At 64.1% G+C, this 18048-nt stretch carries 19 protein-coding genes and 1 riboswitch; of the genes, 5 read left to right on the top strand and 14 right to left on the bottom strand.

From position 1 onward, the window contains the following. Window positions 1–25: 25 nt before the first annotated feature. The 10 genes from gcvH to AX725_RS15705 form a co-directional block, all read right to left on the bottom strand. Window positions 26–397, bottom strand: a complete 372-nt coding sequence (gcvH, locus tag AX725_RS15660; RefSeq protein ID WP_060979639.1) for a glycine cleavage system protein GcvH — start codon at window positions 395–397, stop codon at window positions 26–28. Between the two features lie 28 nt (window positions 398–425). Next, the gene (gene gcvT, locus AX725_RS15665) at window positions 426–1559 is read right to left on the bottom strand and encodes a glycine cleavage system aminomethyltransferase GcvT (RefSeq protein WP_081097140.1); all 1134 of its coding nucleotides are present in this window, start codon (window positions 1557–1559) and stop codon (window positions 426–428) included. Between the two features lie 173 nt (window positions 1560–1732). Then, window positions 1733–1825, bottom strand: a riboswitch (glycine riboswitch). Window positions 1826–1912: 87 nt separating this feature from the next. Further along, the gene (locus tag AX725_RS15670; protein WP_060979640.1) at window positions 1913–3082 is read right to left on the bottom strand and encodes a deoxyguanosinetriphosphate triphosphohydrolase; all 1170 of its coding nucleotides are present in this window, start codon (window positions 3080–3082) and stop codon (window positions 1913–1915) included. Between the two features lie 80 nt (window positions 3083–3162). Then, window positions 3163–3858, bottom strand: coding sequence for an aspartate/glutamate racemase family protein (locus AX725_RS15675; RefSeq protein ID WP_060979641.1), 696 nt, complete (start codon window positions 3856–3858; stop codon window positions 3163–3165). Window positions 3859–3863: 5 nt separating this feature from the next. Continuing rightward, on the bottom strand, window positions 3864–5390 hold the full coding sequence (locus AX725_RS15680) for an NAD(P)(+) transhydrogenase (Re/Si-specific) subunit beta (RefSeq protein WP_231733304.1): 1527 nt from the start codon (window positions 5388–5390) through the stop codon (window positions 3864–3866). Beyond that, window positions 5390–5674, bottom strand: coding sequence for an NAD(P) transhydrogenase subunit alpha part 2 (locus tag AX725_RS15685; protein ID WP_023836382.1), 285 nt, complete (start codon window positions 5672–5674; stop codon window positions 5390–5392). Before AX725_RS15685 ends, AX725_RS15680 begins: the two co-directional genes overlap by 1 nt. Before the next feature lie 8 nt (window positions 5675–5682). Next, window positions 5683–6027 carry a HepT-like ribonuclease domain-containing protein gene (locus tag AX725_RS15690; RefSeq protein ID WP_060979642.1) on the bottom strand — a complete coding sequence of 115 codons (345 nt, stop codon included), beginning with the start codon at window positions 6025–6027 and terminating at the stop codon, window positions 5683–5685. After that, the gene (locus AX725_RS15695) at window positions 6027–6347 is read right to left on the bottom strand and encodes a nucleotidyltransferase family protein (protein WP_099046552.1); all 321 of its coding nucleotides are present in this window, start codon (window positions 6345–6347) and stop codon (window positions 6027–6029) included. The genes AX725_RS15690 and AX725_RS15695 overlap by 1 nt, the downstream gene beginning before the upstream one ends. Next, a complete protein-coding gene (locus tag AX725_RS15700) occupies window positions 6344–7471 on the bottom strand; it encodes an NAD(P) transhydrogenase subunit alpha (RefSeq protein WP_060979643.1) in 1128 nt (375 codons plus the stop codon). The genes AX725_RS15695 and AX725_RS15700 overlap by 4 nt, the downstream gene beginning before the upstream one ends. Window positions 7472–7482: 11 nt before the next feature. After that, window positions 7483–7614 carry an aa3-type cytochrome c oxidase subunit IV gene (locus AX725_RS15705; RefSeq protein ID WP_060979644.1) on the bottom strand — a complete coding sequence of 44 codons (132 nt, stop codon included), beginning with the start codon at window positions 7612–7614 and terminating at the stop codon, window positions 7483–7485. Window positions 7615–7761: 147 nt separating this feature from the next. Here AX725_RS15705 and AX725_RS15710 point away from each other — a divergent pair, with 147 nt between their 5' ends. From AX725_RS15710 to AX725_RS15730, 5 genes are all read left to right on the top strand, one after another. Next, complete coding sequence (locus AX725_RS15710) at window positions 7762–9207, top strand: sigma-54-dependent transcriptional regulator (protein WP_082737507.1); 1446 nt, start codon at window positions 7762–7764, stop codon at window positions 9205–9207. A gap of 50 nt (window positions 9208–9257) precedes the next feature. After that, on the top strand, window positions 9258–11027 hold the full coding sequence (recQ, locus tag AX725_RS15715; protein ID WP_060979645.1) for a DNA helicase RecQ: 1770 nt from the start codon (window positions 9258–9260) through the stop codon (window positions 11025–11027). Window positions 11028–11102: 75 nt separating this feature from the next. Then, a complete protein-coding gene (locus tag AX725_RS15720; protein ID WP_060979646.1) occupies window positions 11103–11585 on the top strand; it encodes a DUF1330 domain-containing protein in 483 nt (160 codons plus the stop codon). 32 nt (window positions 11586–11617) lie between these two features. Next, window positions 11618–12202, top strand: coding sequence for a TetR/AcrR family transcriptional regulator (locus AX725_RS15725; RefSeq protein ID WP_067511877.1), 585 nt, complete (start codon window positions 11618–11620; stop codon window positions 12200–12202). A 2-nt stretch (window positions 12203–12204) separates the two neighbouring features. After that, a complete protein-coding gene (locus tag AX725_RS15730) occupies window positions 12205–13140 on the top strand; it encodes an SUMF1/EgtB/PvdO family nonheme iron enzyme (RefSeq protein WP_208598061.1) in 936 nt (311 codons plus the stop codon). Here the strand turns inward: AX725_RS15730 and AX725_RS15735 are convergent. Genes AX725_RS15735 through AX725_RS15750 form a run of 4 tightly spaced genes read right to left on the bottom strand, consistent with a single transcriptional unit; the run spans window position 13100 to window position 18048 of the window. Then, a complete protein-coding gene (locus tag AX725_RS15735; protein WP_066117171.1) occupies window positions 13100–13516 on the bottom strand; it encodes a hypothetical protein in 417 nt (138 codons plus the stop codon). The genes AX725_RS15730 and AX725_RS15735 overlap by 41 nt on opposite strands. Beyond that, the gene (locus AX725_RS15740) at window positions 13516–15177 is read right to left on the bottom strand and encodes a sulfatase (RefSeq protein WP_196490609.1); all 1662 of its coding nucleotides are present in this window, start codon (window positions 15175–15177) and stop codon (window positions 13516–13518) included. The genes AX725_RS15735 and AX725_RS15740 overlap by 1 nt, the downstream gene beginning before the upstream one ends. Then, entirely contained in the window at window positions 15174–16199 is a 1026-nt protein-coding gene (locus tag AX725_RS15745; protein ID WP_060979648.1) for a glutathione S-transferase family protein, read from the bottom strand. Before AX725_RS15745 ends, AX725_RS15740 begins: the two co-directional genes overlap by 4 nt. Window positions 16200–16248: 49 nt before the next feature. Beyond that, the gene (locus AX725_RS15750; protein WP_208598062.1) at window positions 16249–18048 is read right to left on the bottom strand and encodes an arylsulfatase; all 1800 of its coding nucleotides are present in this window, start codon (window positions 18046–18048) and stop codon (window positions 16249–16251) included.

The following is an 18048-nucleotide window of genomic DNA, read 5'->3' on the forward strand; positions in this document are numbered from 1 at the left end:
TCCTTGGGTCAGAAACGATGAAAAATCAGAGGCCTGCGACGAACTTCTTGTACGCTGCCTCATCCATCAATGCGTCAAGTTCGGCTTCGTCGCTCAGTTCCAGCTTGAAGAACCAGCCATCGCCTTCGGGGTCCGAATTGACCAGGCCCGGTTCATCGGCGAGCACCTCATTGCCCTCGACGATAGTGCCGGAGATCGGGCTGTAGACATCGCTTGCGGCCTTGACCGACTCGACGACGGCGGCTTCGTCGCCCTTGTCGAACTGCTTGCCTTCGGCGGGCACGTCGACGAACACCACATCGCCCAGCTGCTGCTGCGCATATTCGGTGATGCCGACCGTGGCGATCTTGCCTTCGACTTCAACCCATTCATGTTCTTCGGTAAAATAGCGGCTCATGGTGTCACTCCATCGGGTCGTTAGATGTTCAGGCGGTCTTGGGCCGGTGATAGCGGTGCGGCACGAACGGCATGGCTGCGACCGTCACCGGGATACGCTTGCCGCGCACTTCGGCTTCCAGCGCCGTGCCCAGCGGCGCAAAGGCGGACTTGACCAGCGCCATCGCGATCGGCGCGCCGAGCGTCGGTGCGAAACCGCCCGAGGTTACCTTGCCCACCATGCGGTCGCCGGCAAACAGCTCCGCGCCTTCGCGCACCGGCTGGCGACCTTCGATGGCAAGGCCGACGCGCTTGCGGTCGGTGCCTTCCTCGAGCTCTTCGAGAATGCGCTCGGCACCGGCAAAGCCGCCCTCGGCGCGGCGGCGCTTGCTGATCGCGAACGCCAGATCGCCTTCGACCGGGCTGACACTCTCGTCGAGGTCATGGCCGTAGAGCGGCAGCCCCGCCTCGAGCCGCAGCGAATCGCGCGCGCCCAGGCCGATCGGCTTGACCAGATCGAGCGCGCACAGGCGGTCGGCGAGCGCGGCGGCATGATCGCAATCGACGCTGATCTCGAAGCCGTCCTCGCCGGTATAGCCCGAACGGCTGATCCATAGCGACATTCCGTCGAGCGTGAACGCGCCTGCCTGCATGAAATAGAGCGATGCGACATCGGGGATCAGGCTGGCCAGCGCTTCGCCTGCCCTGGGACCCTGGAGCGCGAACAGCGCGCGCTCGTCGAGCAGGGTAATCACCACCTCGTCGGGAAAGGTCTCGCGCATATGCGCCAGATCGTCATATTTGCACGCGCCGTTGACGACAAGATAAAGGTCGCGCTCGCGCCGCGTGACCATCAGATCGTCGAGAATGCCGCCCTCTTCGTTGAGCAGCACCGAATAGCGCATGCGGTTGAGCCCCAGCTTCTGGATTTCGCCCGGCACTACCGCCTCCAGCGCGACATCAGGCGCATCGCCGGTGAGCAGGACCTGGCCCATATGGCTGACATCGAACAGTCCGGCATTCTCGCGGGTCCAGAGATGTTCGGCCATCACGCCTTCATACTGAACGGGCATCTGATAGCCCGCGAACGGAACCATGCGGGCGCCGCGCGCCCGATGCCATGCATCGAGCGGCAGCAGCCTGTCGGCCACACGTTCCATCATATCGGCAATATTATCGGTCATCTGGGCACTCCGGCAGATTGAATTGGAACGCGTTGCACGGCCTTTCCGGCCCTGCGAGCATCCAACCCCCTCTGTCACTTGAACCTGAGAGCTTTCATGGGTTGCGACCAGCGCCGCCCATTTACCCCTTCGGTGGGGCAGCCTTGCACAGCTGCCCGCTTTCCAGAGCGCCGATCAACGACACGGTCCCGATGACCTGAGAGATTCCGGGGCGGTTGCTCCTTCGGTGGCGGTGGTGACCCACCGCGCTCTCCCGTGCCGTTTCATGAGGCTTGCGCCGCATCGACAAAGCCGGAATGCGCAAAGGCCTTCGGACTGTCAATCAAATTGCGCTGCGACGCACAAAATCCTGTTCAAACGTGGCTGAGCCCTTCGGGCGCATGGCCGAAGATCTGGCGGTGCTGCGACAGCGCGAAGCGATCGGTCATGCCGGCGAGGAAATCGGCGATATGGCGGCTCTTGTCCGGCTCGGCTTCGGGCAACCGTTGGCGCCAGTCGTCGGGCAGCAACGCGGGGTCGTCCCGATAGGCGGCAAAGAGCGCCGCAATGACCTGTCGCGCGAGCTCGGCCGCTTCGAGCTGGCGCGGATGATGATAGACCCGTGCATACATGAATCGCTTCAACTCGCGTTCCTGCTCCGCCATGGCATCGGAAAAACCGGCGATCACCTGCCCTGCGGCCCGGACATCCTCGATGCTGCCGATGCCGAGCCCCGCTATCCTGGCCCGCGTCGAGGCAATGACGTCATTCACCATCAACCCGATCTGGTCGCGAACGAATTCGGACTGCAGCCGCGTTTCGGGCACATCAGAGAATTTCGCGCGGATCGCATCCCATTGCCGCAGCGCTGATGGCAGGCTGAGCAGATCATCGAACGAGAGGAAACCGGCGCGCAGTCCATCGTCGATGTCGTGATTGTCATAGGCGATATCGTCGGACACGGCCGCGACCTGCGCTTCGAGCGACGAATAGCGCTTGAGGTCGAGGTCGAAACCGGCGTCGATCTCTGCCAGCGCCCAAGGTGACTCATCGACCGGCCCGTTATGCTTGGCCAGGCCCTCGAGCACCTCCCAGCTGAGGTTGAGGCCCTGCCAGCGCGGATAGGGCGATTCGAGCACGTGCAGCGCGCGCAGCGTATGGGCGTTATGGTCGAACCCGCCCTGCCCCGCCATCGCTGCCTCGAGCGCATCCTCGCCGGCATGGCCGAACGGGGGGTGGCCGATATCGTGCGCCAGGCACAGCGCCTCGGTCAGGTCCTCGTCGAGCCCAAGCGCCCGCGCGATCGTCCGTCCGATCTGCGCAACTTCGAGGCTGTGGGTCAGGCGGACGCGGTAATGATCGCCATCGGGGGCGACGAACACCTGAGTCTTGTGTCGCAGGCGGCGGAAGCTGATCGAATGGATGATGCGGTCGCGGTCGCGCTGGAAGGCGCTGCGCGGTCCGCGCGTGGGCTCGCCCTCTTCGGCATATTGCCGCCCGCGCGAGCGTGAGGGATCACAGGCATAGGGCGCGCGGGGGTGCATGGCTGTTCTACCGTTGAATGCGTGGTGCTCTCCAGCCTCGCCGGAAAACGCCAGCGCCTTCGCCCACATGGGTTAAAAGATCAAGCCTCGCCCATGATCCAGTCGACCGCCGCCTGGGCGTGGATCTCGGTGCCGTCATAGATCGGCAGCACGTTCGCCTTGGTGTCGACGATCATCTCGAGTTCTGTGCAGCCCAGCACCACCGCCTGCACGTCTTCCTTGGCGATGTTGGTGAGGAAGGTCTTCATCGTGCGCTCGGATTCGCGGACGACGCGGCCCTCCATGAGTTCCTCGTAGATGATCCGGTCGATCTCCTCGACGCGCTCCATCTCTGGCGCGAGCAAGCCGATGCCGTGCTTGACCAGACGCTGACGATAGAAGCTCTCCAGCATCACGTTGCGCGTGCCGATGATCGCGGCGCGCTTGATGCCATCGGCCTGCATCTTCTCGCCCACGCAATCGGCGATATGGATGATCGGAACCGAAACCGCGCCCTGCACCCGGTCATAGACCTTGTGCATCGAATTGGCGCAGATCAGGATCGCGGTCGCGCCCGCCGCTTCGAGCGAGCGCGCCGCGATCGTTAGCTTTTCGGTCGCATGGTCCCAGCCCTCGGGCGTACGGATCTGCGCGAGGTCGCAGAAGTTGAGGCTTTCGATCACGATCGGGCCGCTGCACAGCGACCCGGCGCGCTTCTGCACCCCCTTGTTGATCAGCCGGTAATAGGTTTCGGTCGAAACCCAGCTCATGCCGCCGATCAGGCCGATCTTCCGCATGCGGATCAGTGCCCCAGATTCTTGACGATATCCTCGACCATCTTCTTCGCATCGGCGAGCAGCATCATCGTCTGGTCCATGTAGAACACGTCATTGTCGACGCCCGCATAGCCCACGCCGCCCATCGAGCGCTTGATGAAGAACACGGTCTTGGCCTTGTCGACATCGAACACGGGCATGCCGTAGATCGGCGAGGACTTGTCGGTCTTGGCCGCCGGATTGACCACGTCGTTCGCGCCGATGATAAAGGCGACATCGGTCTGCGAGAATTCGCTGTTGATGTCCTCGAGCTCGAACACCTCGTCATAGGGCACATTGGCCTCGGCAAGCAGCACGTTCATGTGGCCGGGCATGCGGCCTGCCACCGGGTGGATGGCATATTTGACACTGACGCCTTCCTTCTTGAGCAGGTCGGCCATTTCGCGCAGCGCGTGCTGCGCTTGTGCCACCGCCATGCCGTATCCGGGGACGATGATCACGCTTTCCGCCTGCTTCATCATGTACGCTGCGTCCTCGGCGCTGCCGCGCTTCCACGGGCGATCGACCTTGGCCGCGCCGTCACCGCCGCTGCTCGCCTCGGCCCCGAAGCCGCCCGCGATCACCGAGATGAAGCTGCGGTTCATCGCCTTGCACATGATGTACGAAAGGATGGCACCCGAAGAGCCGACCAGCGCGCCGGTGATGATCATCGCGGTGTTCGACAGCGTGAAGCCCATCGCTGCGGCTGCCCAGCCCGAATAGCTGTTGAGCATCGAGACGACGACCGGCATGTCCGCGCCGCCGATCGGGATGATCAGCAGGAAGCCGATGATGAACGAGAGCACCGTGATTGCGAGGAACAGCCAGCCCTCGCCCGCGCCGCCATCGGGCGACACGGTATAGACGGCGATCATGCCGAGGATTGCGGCGAGCACGCCCAGATTGATGACGTGGCGACCCGGCAGCATGATCGGCGAGCCCGACATGTTGCCGTTCAACTTGAGGAACGCGATGACCGATCCCGAGAAGGTGATCGCACCGATCGCGACGCCCAGCCCCATCTCGATGCGGCTGACGGTCAGGATCTGGCCATTGGCATCGAGAATGCCGAACGCTTCGGGATTGAGCCACGCGGCGAGTGCGACGAGCACCGCGGCGAGGCCGACCAGCGAGTGGAAGGCCGCAACCAGCTGCGGCATGTCGGTCATCTTGATCTTGCGTGCGATGACGAAGCCTGCGACGCCGCCGATCGCAATCGCGATCAGGATCTCGACGATGTTCGCGATCTGGTGCGTCAGCAGCGTCGTGATGACCGCGATGGCCATGCCGATCATGCCGAAGCGGTTGCCGCTGCGGCTGGTTTCCGGGCAGGAAAGACCGCGCAGCGCCAGGATGAAGAACACGCCCGCGACCAGATAGGCCAGCGACACCCAGGGGCTCACCGGAGCGGCATCACCGCCCGAAGCGAAAGCGGGAACCGAGGTGAGCGCGCTGCAGGCAGCGGCGGCGAAGGTGAGCGATCGGTTGATGTTCATTGCTGCCCCCAGAGCCATCACTTGCGCTCCTTCTTCTTGTACATCGCAAGCATGCGCTCGGTGACGGCAAAACCGCCGAAGATGTTCACGGCAGCAAAGACCACCGCGAGCAGACCCAGATATTTCGCCACCGGCGACACCGCCTCGGCACTGGCGACCAGCGCGCCGACGATGATCACCGACGAGATCGCGTTGGTCACCGCCATCAGCGGCGTATGCAACGCGGGCGTCACCGACCAGACGACATAATAGCCCACGAAACAGGCCATCACGAAGATGGAAAGGATTGATATAAAGTCCATATATTCCCCTATTCGTCTGGTCTGGCCATTTCTTCGCTGACCATCGCTTCTATCTCGTCCAGCGATTGAACCGCCTGCCACGCCATCGCGGGATCGACCCTGTGATATTCATGGGCAACGATGTTGCGAAACCCAATCATATCGAGCCATGGCAAATGCGGATGCCGGGATTTCAACTCATTCGACAGCTTGTTGGCATTTTCCCCGATAATCGAAAGCCTGAACGCCGTCAGCGCCTGCTCGTCACGATCAGCGAGGAAACTGCCGAAATCACAATCCTCCATGCGGCGGCGTATGTCGTCCAAGGCTTCTGCGATGATGCTGAGATACAGCGCATCGCGGTCTGCCGCCATCAACCAAAAATCCGAACTTGCTGAGCCTCGACCCGCGACTTGAGCAAAGGGTGCAAAGCCCGGCGAGGAATGAAATCGACCTTGGCTTTCAACGTTTCGCCAAGCTCGCGGCTGATCCGCGCCTGATCGAACAGGCTAAACCGCGCATCGGGCGCGATATCGAACAGAAGATCGATATCGGAACTGGTCGAAGCATCACCCGTGGCGTGCGAACCGAAGAGATAAAGGCTGCACACCCCCTCCTTTCGCAACCGACCTTCGAGCGCCTTGAGGTCGGCGAGGATCGGCAGGTCAGGCAAGGCGGCGCGAGCAGATGTCACCTCAACAGCCTCTCGCTGACGACCTTGCCGCCCATGGTCACGCGGACGCCCTGGACGATTTCGTCGTCATCGGGGAATGCCGGAGCCTTGGCTTCCTTGTCCCAGAAGGCCGAGAAGAAGTTGAACAGGTTGCGTGCGAACAGCGCCGAGGCATCGGTGGCGAGGCGCGAGGGCACGTTGCGGTGGCCGACGATCTTGACACCGTGCTTGACGACGATTTCGCCGGCGACCGCTCCTTCGACATTGCCGCCTTGCTCCACCGCCAGATCGACGATGACGCTGCCGGGCTTCATGCTGGCGATCTGCGCGTCGGAGATCAGGCGCGGCGCGGGCCGCCCCGGGATCAGCGCGGTGGTGATCACGATGTCCTGCTTGGCGATGTGCGACGAGACCAGCTCGGCCTGCGCCGCCTTGTATTCGTCGGACATTTCGGTCGCATAGCCACCCGCGCCTTCGCCCTCGATCCCCGCGACATTCTCGACGAAGATCGGCTTGGCGCCGAGCGACTGGATCTGTTCCTTGGTGGCAGAACGCACGTCGGTCGCCGAGACCTGCGCGCCCAGGCGGCGGGCCGTGGCGATCGCCTGTAGCCCGGCGACGCCGACACCCATGATGAACACCTTGGCGGCGGACACGGTGCCCGCTGCCGTCATCATCATCGGGAAGGCCTTGCCGTACTCGGCCGCGCCGTCGATCACTGCCTTGTAACCCGCCAGGTTCGACTGGGAGGACAGGATGTCCATCGACTGCGCGCGGGTGATACGCGGCATAAATTCGAGCGCGAGGGCCTGGAAGCCTGCGGCGGCATAGGCATCGATGCGCGCACGCTCGCCGAAGGGATTGAGCGAGGCGGCGATCATCGCGCCGGGCTTGGCCCCTGCAAGGCTGGCCGGATCGGGTCCTTGGACGCCGAAGATGATATCGGCATCGCCGAGCACATCGGCGCGCGACCCCACGCTGGCCCCGGCAGCGGCGAAATCCGCGTCGGAGATCGAGGCGAACTCGCCCGCACCGGTTTCCACCGCCACGGTCGCTCCCAATCCGATGAACTTCTTGACGGTTTCGGGGCTCGCCGAAACGCGCCGTTCGCCCGATGCCTGCTCCTTGAGGACCGCGATCTTCATGCCGCCGCCGGTCAGCTGGCGATGAGAACGACGACGAACGCCGTCACGAGTGCCGCCACGATCGTGCCGGTCTTCAGCAGGCCCATGAAGCCTTCATAGGTTTGCTTGGCATATTCGAAATTGTTGGACGTGTCGTTGGCCATGGTCAGAGCCTTCCCCGTTATTGGTGCCGAAGTTGATATCGGTTCGCCTTAACCGAATGCCGGGTGTCGCTCAATCCCGCAAGCTTCAAATCGCTAGGGTTGGCACAAGCTTAGCTTTAATGGGGTTTTTACCACATGCCGTTAAGGATGACGGTGATGGCCAAGGAACGCACAGACGCAGACCAGCAGATCCGCCGGGTAATGCTGATCGATAACGAGCCGGCGCAATGCCGCCTGGTCGCAGCGCTTGCGGCCAAGGCCGGCTGGCGCACGGTATTCGCGCACGATTCGGAGACCGCGATCGCGATGCTCGGCACGCAGGAGGGGATGATGCTCGATGCGATCATTCTCGACCAATGGGTGCCAGGCGACGAAGCTGCCGAACTCATCAAGGAACTGAAATCGCGCCGTCCGGCGCTGCCAATCCTGATGCTGACCACCAGCACCTCGCCGCTGCTTGCGGTCGAGGCGATGCGTGCGGGCGCCACCGATTATCTGATCAAACCGATCGCGCCCGATCGGCTCGTCGCCGCGCTCAACGCTGCCGCGCGCAAGGACGATGCCGACGAATTGCGCCCGCTCACCGAGAAGATCGCGGCTCCGCTCGACTTCGACGAGATGATCGGCTCCTCGCCGCGCTTCCGTGCCGCGCTCGCCATAGCCGCAAAATCGGCGCGGACGCACACGCCGGCGCTGATCGAGGGCGAAAGCGGCACCGGCAAGGAAATGATCGCGCGCGCGATCCATGCCTCCAGCCCGCGCTCCAAGCTCGCGCTGCGGCTTGTCACCTGTGCGGGCGCATCGTCAGGTCAGATCGAATCGCAGCTGTTCGGGCATGAGCGCGGCGCCTTTCCCGGCGCGTTCGACCGGCATGTCGGCATCATCCAGCGGGTCGAGGGCGGCACGCTGTTCATCGACGAGGTCGATCAGCTTCCGCTCGAATCGCAGGCCAAGCTTGCCGATGCGATCCGTTCGGGCGAAGTCCGCCCGCTGGGCGCCCGGCACAGCTTCCGCTGCGATGTGCGCTTCATCTGCGCCAGCAACACGCCGCTCAAGCCGATGGTCGAAGAGGGTTCGTTCCGCGAGGACCTGTATTTCGCGATTGCACCGGTGCAGATCACCATTCCGGCACTGCGCGACCGATCGAGCGACATTCCTGCACTCGTCCGCCATTTCCTCGCGCGTATCGCCGAGCAGCCGGGATTGCGTGGCCTAGGCATTACCGACGAAGCGCTGTCGCTGCTGTCGAGCTATGACTGGCCGGGCAATGTCCGCCAGCTGCAGAATGCACTCTTCCGCGCCGCGATCTTCTGCGATGGCGATGCGCTGACCACAGCGGAATTTCCGCAGCTCACCAACATGCTCGGCGAAGAGGAGCCGCGCCGGACCACCACTCCGCACGATGGCATCGGCATCACGCTTTATGCCGAGGATGGCAATCTGCGCCCGCTCGAGGAGATCGAGGCGGACGTGATCAGGCTTGCTATCGGCCATTACCGCGGACGCATGACCGAGGTCGCGCGCCGTCTGGGCATCGGCCGCTCGACGCTCTACCGCAAGCTGACCGAGCTCGGCATCGACAACGCCGCATAACCGCGCTTTTCCCCTTCCCTGCGCTGCCCGGCGCTCATAAGAGCGGGCGGATGACCCGCGATCCGCTCGACGTCCTGCACGAGACCTTCGGCTTTTCCGCCTTTCGCGGGGTGCAGGAACAGGTCGTTACGCGCGTGCTGGCGCGGCAGAACACGCTTGCGATCATGCCGACCGGTGCGGGCAAGTCGCTCTGCTACCAGCTTCCTGCCGTCGCGCTCGATGGCTGCTGCGTCGTCATCTCTCCGCTCATCGCCCTGATGCACGATCAGCTGCGCGCCGCGCAGGCGCTGGGCATTCGTGCCGCCAGCCTCACCTCGGTCGATTCAGACTGGCAGGAAACGCAGGACCGCTTCCGCGCGGGCGAACTCGACCTGCTTTATGTCGCGCCCGAGCGGGCCAGTTCCGAAGGTTTTCGCAGCCTCCTGGCGCGCGCGCCGATCGCGCTGTTCGCGATCGACGAGGCGCATTGCGTGTCCGAATGGGGGCACGATTTCCGCCCCGATTACCGGCTGCTGCGGCCGCTGCTCGACAGCTTTCCCGATTGTCCGCGGCTCGCGCTGACCGCCACCGCCGATGCGCACACGCGCGAGGACATCCTCAAGCAGCTCGGCATCGCGCCCGATGGCATGGTGATCGCCGGGTTCGACCGGCCCAATATCCGCTATGCCGTGCACCCGCGCGATGGCCTCACCCGGCAGATCGGCGATCTGGTCGCCGCTAATCCGGGGCCCGGCATTGTCTATGCACAGACCCGCGCGGGGACAGAAAAGCTCGCCGAGCAGCTGGGACGCGATGGCCGCAGGCAGGTGCGCGCCTATCATGCCGGCATGCCACCCGAGGAACGCCGCGCCAACCAGGATGCCTTCATCGCCAGCGAGGACATGGTGATGGTCGCGACCGTCGCCTTCGGCATGGGCATCGATAAGCCCGATGTTCGCTTTGTCGTGCATGCGGGCCTCCCCAAGTCGATCGAAGGCTATTATCAGGAATCGGGCCGCGCCGGCCGCGATGGCGAGCCGGCAGATGCGCATCTGTTCTGGGGCGCCGAGGATTTCATCCGCGCCCGGATGCGGATCGGCGAGATCGAGGCGGAGCGCCAGGCGGGCGAGCGCGCGCGCATCGCGGCGCTGGGGGCGCTGGTCGAGACCGGAGGATGCCGCCGCGCGGTGCTGCTGCGCCATTTCGGCGAGAGCCCCCCCGAAACCTGCGGCAATTGCGACAACTGCCTGAGCCCGCCCGAAAGCGTCGATGCGACGCAGACCGCGCGCAAACTGCTCTCCGCCGTGTACCGCACGGGGCAAAGCTTTGGCCTGGGACATGTCGAGGCGGTGCTGCGCGGACAATCGACCGACAAGGTGCAGCAGCGCGGGCATGACCGGCTGTCGGTCTTCGGCATCGTCGATGGCGAGGAGGCGCTGCTGCTCAAGCCCGTCGCCCGGGCGTTGCAGGTGCGCGATGCGCTGGCGACCAACGAGCATGGCGGGCTGATGCTCGGCCCCGAGGCGCGCGCGATCCTGCGCGACGAGGTTCAGCTGCCGCTGGTGCTGCCGCCCAAGCGTGCGCGGCGCGGTCGGCGCAGCGGCGATGCGGTCAATCCGGTGACCAACCCGCTGTTCGAGGCGCTGCGCGCGTGCCGCCGCGACCTGGCGCTGGAAGCAGGCGTGCCGCCCTATGTCATTTTCCATGACAGCACGTTGCGCGAGATGACCGAACGGCTGCCGCAAACCATGGATGCGCTTTCGCGCATTTCAGGTGTCGGCACCCGCAAGCTCGAGGCCTATGGCGAGGCGTTTTTGCGTGTGCTGCGGGAGCATGGGTAAGCCAGACACCATTTATTGACATTGCCAGTGTCAAAATATAGCCTTTCGGAAAAGCCATGCCGAGAGGATCACAAGATGCCGCAGCCCTTTACCGTCCAGAACGAAGTCTTTCCGGGCAATCCGGAAACGCTCGCCGGGCTGATGCAGCCGGATCCCGATGGGCCAATCTTCATGATCAACCTGCTCAAGTTCAAGGACAAGGCGGAATATGAAGACGGCCGCGAGACCGATCTGACCGGGCGCGAGGCCTATATGATCTATGGCCGCGCGGTATCGCAGCTGCTGCCCAAGTTCGGCGGAGTCGCGATGTTCGCGGCGGACGTGACGTTTCTCTCGCTCGGACAGGTCGGAGAATTGTGGGATGAGGTCGCGATCGGCGTCTATCCCAAGCGCGCAGACATGGTGCGCATGTCGATGTCCGAGGAATGGCGCGAAATCGCGGTGCATCGCAGCGCCGGGCTCGACGGGCAGCTCAATATTGAAAGCGTGCTGTCGCCCGAGGCCATCAACATGCCCTGGATGCAGCAGATCATCGGCATGGTCGGCACCAAGGCGTGACATAGGCTCATCTTGGGGATAAGCGGTTTTACATGATCCAGACACCCCCACCGCGCCATCCCGATGGCCGCAAACAGCGCAGCGAGCGTAGCCGCCAGGCGATCGTCGATGCCATGCTCGACATCATCATGGCTGGAAAGATGGAGCCCAGCGCTGCCGAAATCGCCGAAAAGGCAGGCGTCAGCGCGCGCACCGTATTCCGCCATTTCGAGGAAATGGATAGCCTTTATAGTGAGATGACCGAGCGGATGGAGGCAGAGATCATGCCGATCATCCAGCAACCATTCACCGGCGAAGGCTGGCGCGCGCAGCTCGATCAACTGCTGGATCGGCGCGCAATGATTTACGAACGCATCATGCCGCTCAAGATTGCCGCGAGCATCCGCCGGTTCAGCTCGGACTATCTGATGCTGAATTACGAACGCTTCGTGCATCTCGAGCGCACCGGGCTGGAAGGGGTGCTGCCCGACACTATCCGCAAGGATGCAACCCGCTTCTCGGCGATCGAGATGTGCGCCGGCTTTCAGACCTGGCGGCGACTGCGCCAGGATCAGGGCCTCAGCACCGATCAGGCCGCCGACGTCGTGCGGCTGACAATTTCGCGGCTGGTGGACTAAGCTTGCGGCGCGCGTTCTGGCTTGCCGGGGCCGCGTTGATCATGGCGGTTGCAGGCTGCGGTTCGCAGTCGGAACCCGATAGTGGGCGCACTGAGCCAGCTGGGCGCGAATGCCCTGCGGACGTGTTCGAGCCGGGCAAATTCATTCCCCTGCCTGCTGGCTCCTATGTCAAGGGTGCCGATCCGCTCTATCCCGAGGAACGCCCGTCCATGCGGCTCAGGGTCGAGGGGTTCGCGATCCAGGCGCATGAGGTCACCAATGACCAGTTCGCCGCCTTCGTTGAGGCCACCGGCTATGTCACGGAAGCAGAGAGAGCCGCAACCAGCAATGACCCGCGCGCAGGATCGGCCGTGTTCACACGCGATGCAAAGGGCATGAACGGTCGATGGGTGCTGCGCAAGGGCGCAACCTGGCGAGCGCCGGAGGGCACGGGTTCGTCCATCGATGGCAAGGGCCGCCATCCGGTCGTGCATGTCACGTTTGCCGACGCGCGGGCCTATGCAAAATGGGCGGGCGGCCGTCTGCCGAGCGAGGAGGAATGGGAATATGCCGCGAGCAGCGGCCTGCCCGATCCCGCCAACCGCTTTTCCGGCGCCATTGACGACAAGGGCGTGCCGCGCGCCAACCACTGGCAGGGTGTCTTCCCGGTCAAGGATGAGGGCAAGGACGGCTTTTCGGGCACGGCCCCTGCCAGCTGCTTCCCGGCCGATCGCAACGGGGTGCACGACCTGATCGGCAATGTCTGGGAATGGACCGACAGCCCGGCGGACGACGCCCACATGATCATCAAGGGCGGCAGCTGGCTGTGCGCGGCGAACTTCTGCGCGCGCTATCGCCCCGCCGCGCGCCAGCCGCAGGAGAATGACTTCTCCTCCAACCATATCGGCTTCCGCATCGTCAGGGACGCCGCAGCGCCAGCGCCAGGAACAGCCCGATAACCGGCACTGCCACCAGCACAACATAGCTTTCCGGCGGATGATGATCGCCGGGCTTGAGCACCCAGAAGCTCAAGGCGTGCAGCGTCTTTTCGAGCAGCAGCAGCGCGAGCGCCAGCGGCACCAGCCCGCGATACCACAGGCCGATCGCGAGCATCATGAGCCCCCATGCGATCTGCGTCGCGCCGGCCCAGGCGAACATCGAGACGATGCGGACAGCATCGCGCGACAGGTCGATCCCCGCGATCACCCCCGCCCCGCCATCGGGCAGGAACACATGGATCATGCCGGGGACCACCGCCAGCACCCCGCACAGGACGAGAAAGCGCGACGGAGCCGACGCGGCAACCGGCTCCGACCGGGGTAGCAGCGCGGCCATCAGTTCGGCCAGTAGACGAGCTCGTCGCCCTTCCTGAACTTCACTCCGAGCGGTTTGTCCACCGCGACCGGAGCCTCGATCGTGTGCGGATAGAGCGGTTTGCGCGCGCCCTGCTGGTGCTTGGCGAGCAGAGCCTTGAGCTCGGCGACCTTGGCCGGATTCGCCGCAGCAAGATCGCGCTTCTCGGTCGGGTCGTCCTTCAGGTTGAACAGCCAGGTCTTGCGCGGGCGTTCCGTCACCTGCAGCTTCCAGTCGCCCTGGCGCACCACGCGATAATAGGCGCTCTGCCAGAAGATGGCATCGTCAGGCCGCTTGCCGACCGGATTGGCGGGATCGGGGCCGAGCAAGTCGACGCCATCGATCTGGAGGCCGGCGGGCAGCTTCGCGCCGCCTGCCCTGGCGAAGGTCGGCATCAGGTCGATATGCGCAACCGGCGTGTCGACCCTGGTTCCCGGCGCTATCCGTCCCGGCCAGCGCACGAACATCGGCACGCGGATGCCGCCCTCGAACAGCGTCAGCTTCCATCCGCGATACGGCGCGTTGACCTGCGGCAGCCCGATATAGCCCGCCCCGCCATTGTCGCTGGAAAAGACGATGATGGTATTGTCGTCGAGACCCTGGTCCTTGAGTGACTGCATGATGCGCCCGACCGAGCGATCGAGCGCGCGGACCATCGCCGCATAGACGCGCAGCCGGTGCGGCTTGATGTCGCCGACCGCATCATAATCCGCCTTTGTCGCCTGAAGCGGGGTATGAACGTTCCAGTGCGCCAGATAGAGGAAGAACGGGCGGTTGCGGTTCGCCTCGATCACCTTGATCGCCTCGTCGGTCCAGTAATCGGCCAGATAGCCGCCCGGCTTGAACCATTTGCCGCCATTATAGCTGGTGGCGAACTGCATCCGCGCCCAGAGAAACTTGTCGATCGGGTCGAAATCGACCTTGGCGTTGACGACATTGGGATCGTCCTCGGGCAGATGCATCGCACTCGCCATCAACAGGCTTTCGTCGAACCCCTGTGCATTGGCGCTGAATTCGGGACCGTCACCCAGATGCCATTTGCCGATATGCACGCTGTGATAGCCTGCGGGTTTGAGGATTTCCGCGATCGTCCGTTCGCTGCCCGGCAGGCCCTGCCCGTCGAAATCGGGGGCACCTTCCACCGCCGCGTCGAGATAGGTCACCGGCGGCAGCCCTGAATCCATCTCGTCGGACAGCGCCTTGACGATGCGGCCCATGCCGTCGGGCGTGGGGGTGAATTCGAACCCGGTGCGCGTGGGGTAACGCCCGGTCAGGATCATCGCGCGCGACGGGGCGCAGCTCGCGGTCCCGGCATAGGCCTGCGAATAGATCGCGCCTTCCGCCGCCAGCCGGTCGATATTGGGCGTCGGCACTTTGCCGCCCGCGACGCCGCCGCCGAAGGTCGAGATGTCGTTGATGCCCAGATCATCGGCCAGGATGAACACGATATTGGGAGGGCGCTTGTCGGCGGGCAGCGCCGCAGTTTCGGGACCCTTTTGCCAGACCACCGGTTCGTTCGGCGCGATTTCGTGCTTGCCCATATGCGATGCGGCAAACAGCAGGACCTTGCTCTTGTTGAACCAGGCCCAGGTGCCACCCGCGACGATGACCAGCAGCAGGCCGAACAGGATGCGCTTGATCATGCCACCGCCTCCTCGGCGAACATTGCCTCGCAACCGGTTCCGCCGAGCAGCGCATCGAGCCGATCCCGCGCCTCGGCCGATAGCGCCTGGCGTGCAGCCCGAAGCGTGACCAGGCATTTGGCCTGATAGGGAAAGACCGGCTGCGTCCAGCGCTTGCCATCGATCTCGGTCTCGAAATCGCTCTGCCCGGCAGCGGCGGCTCGGGCGTTAGCGATCAGGAACGGTGCATAGACGCGCCCGATCTCGGTCAGCAATTCGCCGAGCTGGTCGCCCAGCGCATCGTGATCGAGCCAGGCCCCGTCGGGCAGGCCGGACAGGTCCTCCACCCTGTCGAGCCAGGCGCGCAGCCGCGGCGTCGACCGGGCCATGATCGCGGCAGGCGTGGGATCGACGATGCCGAGCTGGGTCAGCTGGCCATAGATGGCGAAATCCGCCGCAGACGGCCGCGTGCCCAGCACGAAGCCGGTGCGCGCGATCGCCCGATCGAGAATGCCGATCAGCCGCGCGTAGCTCGCCTCGATGATCGGCGCGGTGATGTCGTTGGAGCCCACGACATACAGCCGGTCGATCTGCCGCCTGGCAAAGCCGTCGGCCATCTGCTGCGCCTGATCATCGGGATAGGTCGGGCTCTGCCAGAAGATCAGCAGCGGTCCGGCATTGGCGGCGTCGGCCGCAAAATGCCAGCGATAGTGGAACATCATCTTGGTCATCCACTCGTCGGCAAAATCCTCGATCAGCAGGTCGAGAAAGCCGAGCAGCTCGTCTTCGGGCAGCACCGAACGGCCAGGATGTTCCGCCTCCAGCCTGCGGATGATCGGCGTCGAATCGACCACCGCCTCGCGCGCATCGCCCTCGCCGAGATAGAAGGTGGGCAGCAGCTTGACCTTGGGCACCGGATAGCCTGCGGGTGGCTGCATATGGCTGCCCCAGATCATGCGATGGTCGATCCCGCGATAGCGCAGCAGCGCCAGCATCTTGCGCGTATAGGGCGATCCCGGTGCCCCGAGCAGTTCGACAGCCATTCTCTCCTCCGCTTTTATTGTCACAGGCTATGTCAATAATACGAACCGGTCAAGCAGGGCGCGCACGTCCTTTCCGGCGGAGCAGGCGATAGCCACCATAGAGCAGGACGAGCATCAGCACGCCTGCGCCCAGCAGGACGTACCAGTAGCGCGCAGCCATCTTGCGCACGGTATTCTTGCCGATCTGCATCGTGGAGTCATAGCCATCGGGCATCTCGAGCACGCCGTTGCGCTTCGCATAGACGCGATATTCGGCCATCATCTCGTTGAACTTCGCAGGGTCGCTCTTGCTCAGATCGCGGGTCTCGCCGGGGTCGGAGCCGATATCGTACAGCCGCCAGATGCCATCGCCATAGGGCTTGAGGTTGCGCACCAGCTTGTAGCTGCCTTTGAAGAGCGCGGCGTTGCCCGAGACCTCGAAGCCCGTCGCGGTCTCCGGTGTGCGCACCGCATCGGCCTGCCCGGCGAGCAGCGGCACCAGCGAGCGGCCATCGAAAGCGCTCGCATCGGGCGCGCCGCCCGCCATCGCAAGCAGCGTCGGCGCGATGTCGCTCACCGTGGTCATCGCGGCGCTGGGGGCGGCAGGCGCGATGCCTGGCCCCGCCATGATCATCGGCACGTGCAGCCCACCCTCGGCGCTATAGAATTTGAACATCGCACCGGGCGAGGCAGCGGCATTGGCGAATTCGGGGCCGATAAAGGCATAGGTGCCCTTGCCGCCCCAGTTGTCGGCCGAGACGCTGTAGCCGTTATTGTCGAGCCACCATTGCATGGTGCGCGACGTCGCGAGCGGGTTGCTGGGCTCGGGTCCATTATCGGAGGTGAACACGAACACCGTGTTGTCATACTCGCCGGTGCGCTTCAAATGCGCGACCAGCCGTCCGATATGGTGGTCCATCGCCTCGATCATGCCCGCATTGATCGCCATGTTGCGCGCGAACAGCGCCTGTTCCTCGCCCGACAGGCTTTCCCATTGGCGCAAGCCCTTGGGCGGATCGGCGAGCGGTGCCCCCTTCGGAATCAGTCCATTCGCTTGCGCCCGTTCCCAGCGCGCCTTGCGCATTGCGGCCCAGCCCTCGCGATAAGTGTCCTTGTACTTGCGGGTGAATTCGGGCGGCGCCTGGACCGGAATATGGATCGCCTGGAAGCCGATATAGGCAAGGAACGGCTTTTGCTGGTCACCTTCGCCCAGATAATCGACCATTCGATCGATCAGGAAGCGTGAGGAATAGAAGTCCTTGGGCAGGCGTGCCGGTTTGCCGTCCTCGAACCAGGGGGCATCGGCATAATAGGGCATGTACGATTTCTGCTCCCAATTGTCCGCGCCCGATGCATCGAGCACGAACGACCGGTCGAAACCATGCGCATTGGGCAGGTCCCCAGCCTCGTGGCCGAGATGCCATTTGCCGGTCATGAAGGTACGGTAGCCGCGCTGCTTCAGCCGACTGGCAATGGTCGTGACACCGGGTTCGAAGCGCAGCGAATAGCCCTTTTTGCCGATATGCTCGTTCGGGATCACCTCGGGTATGGTCGATACACCGGTGCGGTGGTTGTCGAGCCCGGTCAGCAGCATGGCGCGCGAAGGCGAGCACAGCGGTGAGGTGTAATAGCGCGTAAACATGCGTCCGCGTCGCGCCAGCGCATCGATGTTGGGCGTCCGCGCCTCGCCGCCATAGATGCCGAGATCCATCAGCGCGAGGTCGTCGGCCAGCAGGACGACGAAATTGGGCGGACGGTTCGGAAAAGCAGGGCCGCTCGCGGGATCGGTCGGCATACGCGGCGCGGTTGGCCCTGCCGCCGCCAGCGACAGCGCCAAGCCAATTGCCGCGAGAAACCTCTTCCCGGCCAT

The organism is Blastomonas sp. CCH9-A1, assembly GCF_001557175.1.
Classification (GTDB): Bacteria; Pseudomonadota; Alphaproteobacteria; order Sphingomonadales; family Sphingomonadaceae; genus Blastomonas; species Blastomonas delafieldii_A.

Bases quoted from the DNA above. Each gene is read 5' to 3' on its own strand.
- AX725_RS15705 (WP_060979644.1), bottom strand. From the start codon at position 7,614: ATGGCCAACGACACGTCCAACAATTTCGAATATGCCAAGCAAACCTAT.
- gcvH (WP_060979639.1), bottom strand. From the start codon at position 397: ATGAGCCGCTATTTTACCGAAGAACATGAATGGGTTGAAGTCGAAGGC.
- AX725_RS15700 (WP_060979643.1), bottom strand. From the start codon at position 7,471: ATGAAGATCGCGGTCCTCAAGGAGCAGGCATCGGGCGAACGGCGCGTT.
- AX725_RS15750 (WP_208598062.1), bottom strand. From the start codon at position 18,048: ATGGCCGGGAAGAGGTTTCTCGCGGCAATTGGCTTGGCGCTGTCGCTG.
- AX725_RS15740 (WP_196490609.1), bottom strand. From the start codon at position 15,177: ATGATCAAGCGCATCCTGTTCGGCCTGCTGCTGGTCATCGTCGCGGGT.
- recQ (WP_060979645.1), top strand. From the start codon at position 9,258: ATGACCCGCGATCCGCTCGACGTCCTGCACGAGACCTTCGGCTTTTCC.
- AX725_RS15670 (WP_060979640.1), bottom strand. From the start codon at position 3,082: ATGCACCCCCGCGCGCCCTATGCCTGTGATCCCTCACGCTCGCGCGGG.
- AX725_RS15690 (WP_060979642.1), bottom strand. From the start codon at position 6,027: ATGGCGGCAGACCGCGATGCGCTGTATCTCAGCATCATCGCAGAAGCC.
- AX725_RS15720 (WP_060979646.1), top strand. From the start codon at position 11,103: ATGCCGCAGCCCTTTACCGTCCAGAACGAAGTCTTTCCGGGCAATCCG.
- AX725_RS15745 (WP_060979648.1), bottom strand. From the start codon at position 16,199: ATGGCTGTCGAACTGCTCGGGGCACCGGGATCGCCCTATACGCGCAAG.
- AX725_RS15675 (WP_060979641.1), bottom strand. From the start codon at position 3,858: ATGCGGAAGATCGGCCTGATCGGCGGCATGAGCTGGGTTTCGACCGAA.
- gcvT (WP_081097140.1), bottom strand. From the start codon at position 1,559: ATGACCGATAATATTGCCGATATGATGGAACGTGTGGCCGACAGGCTG.
- AX725_RS15725 (WP_067511877.1), top strand. From the start codon at position 11,618: ATGATCCAGACACCCCCACCGCGCCATCCCGATGGCCGCAAACAGCGC.
- AX725_RS15710 (WP_082737507.1), top strand. From the start codon at position 7,762: ATGACGGTGATGGCCAAGGAACGCACAGACGCAGACCAGCAGATCCGC.
- AX725_RS15685 (WP_023836382.1), bottom strand. From the start codon at position 5,674: ATGGACTTTATATCAATCCTTTCCATCTTCGTGATGGCCTGTTTCGTG.
- AX725_RS15735 (WP_066117171.1), bottom strand. From the start codon at position 13,516: ATGGCCGCGCTGCTACCCCGGTCGGAGCCGGTTGCCGCGTCGGCTCCG.
- AX725_RS15680 (WP_231733304.1), bottom strand. From the start codon at position 5,390: ATGGCTCTGGGGGCAGCAATGAACATCAACCGATCGCTCACCTTCGCC.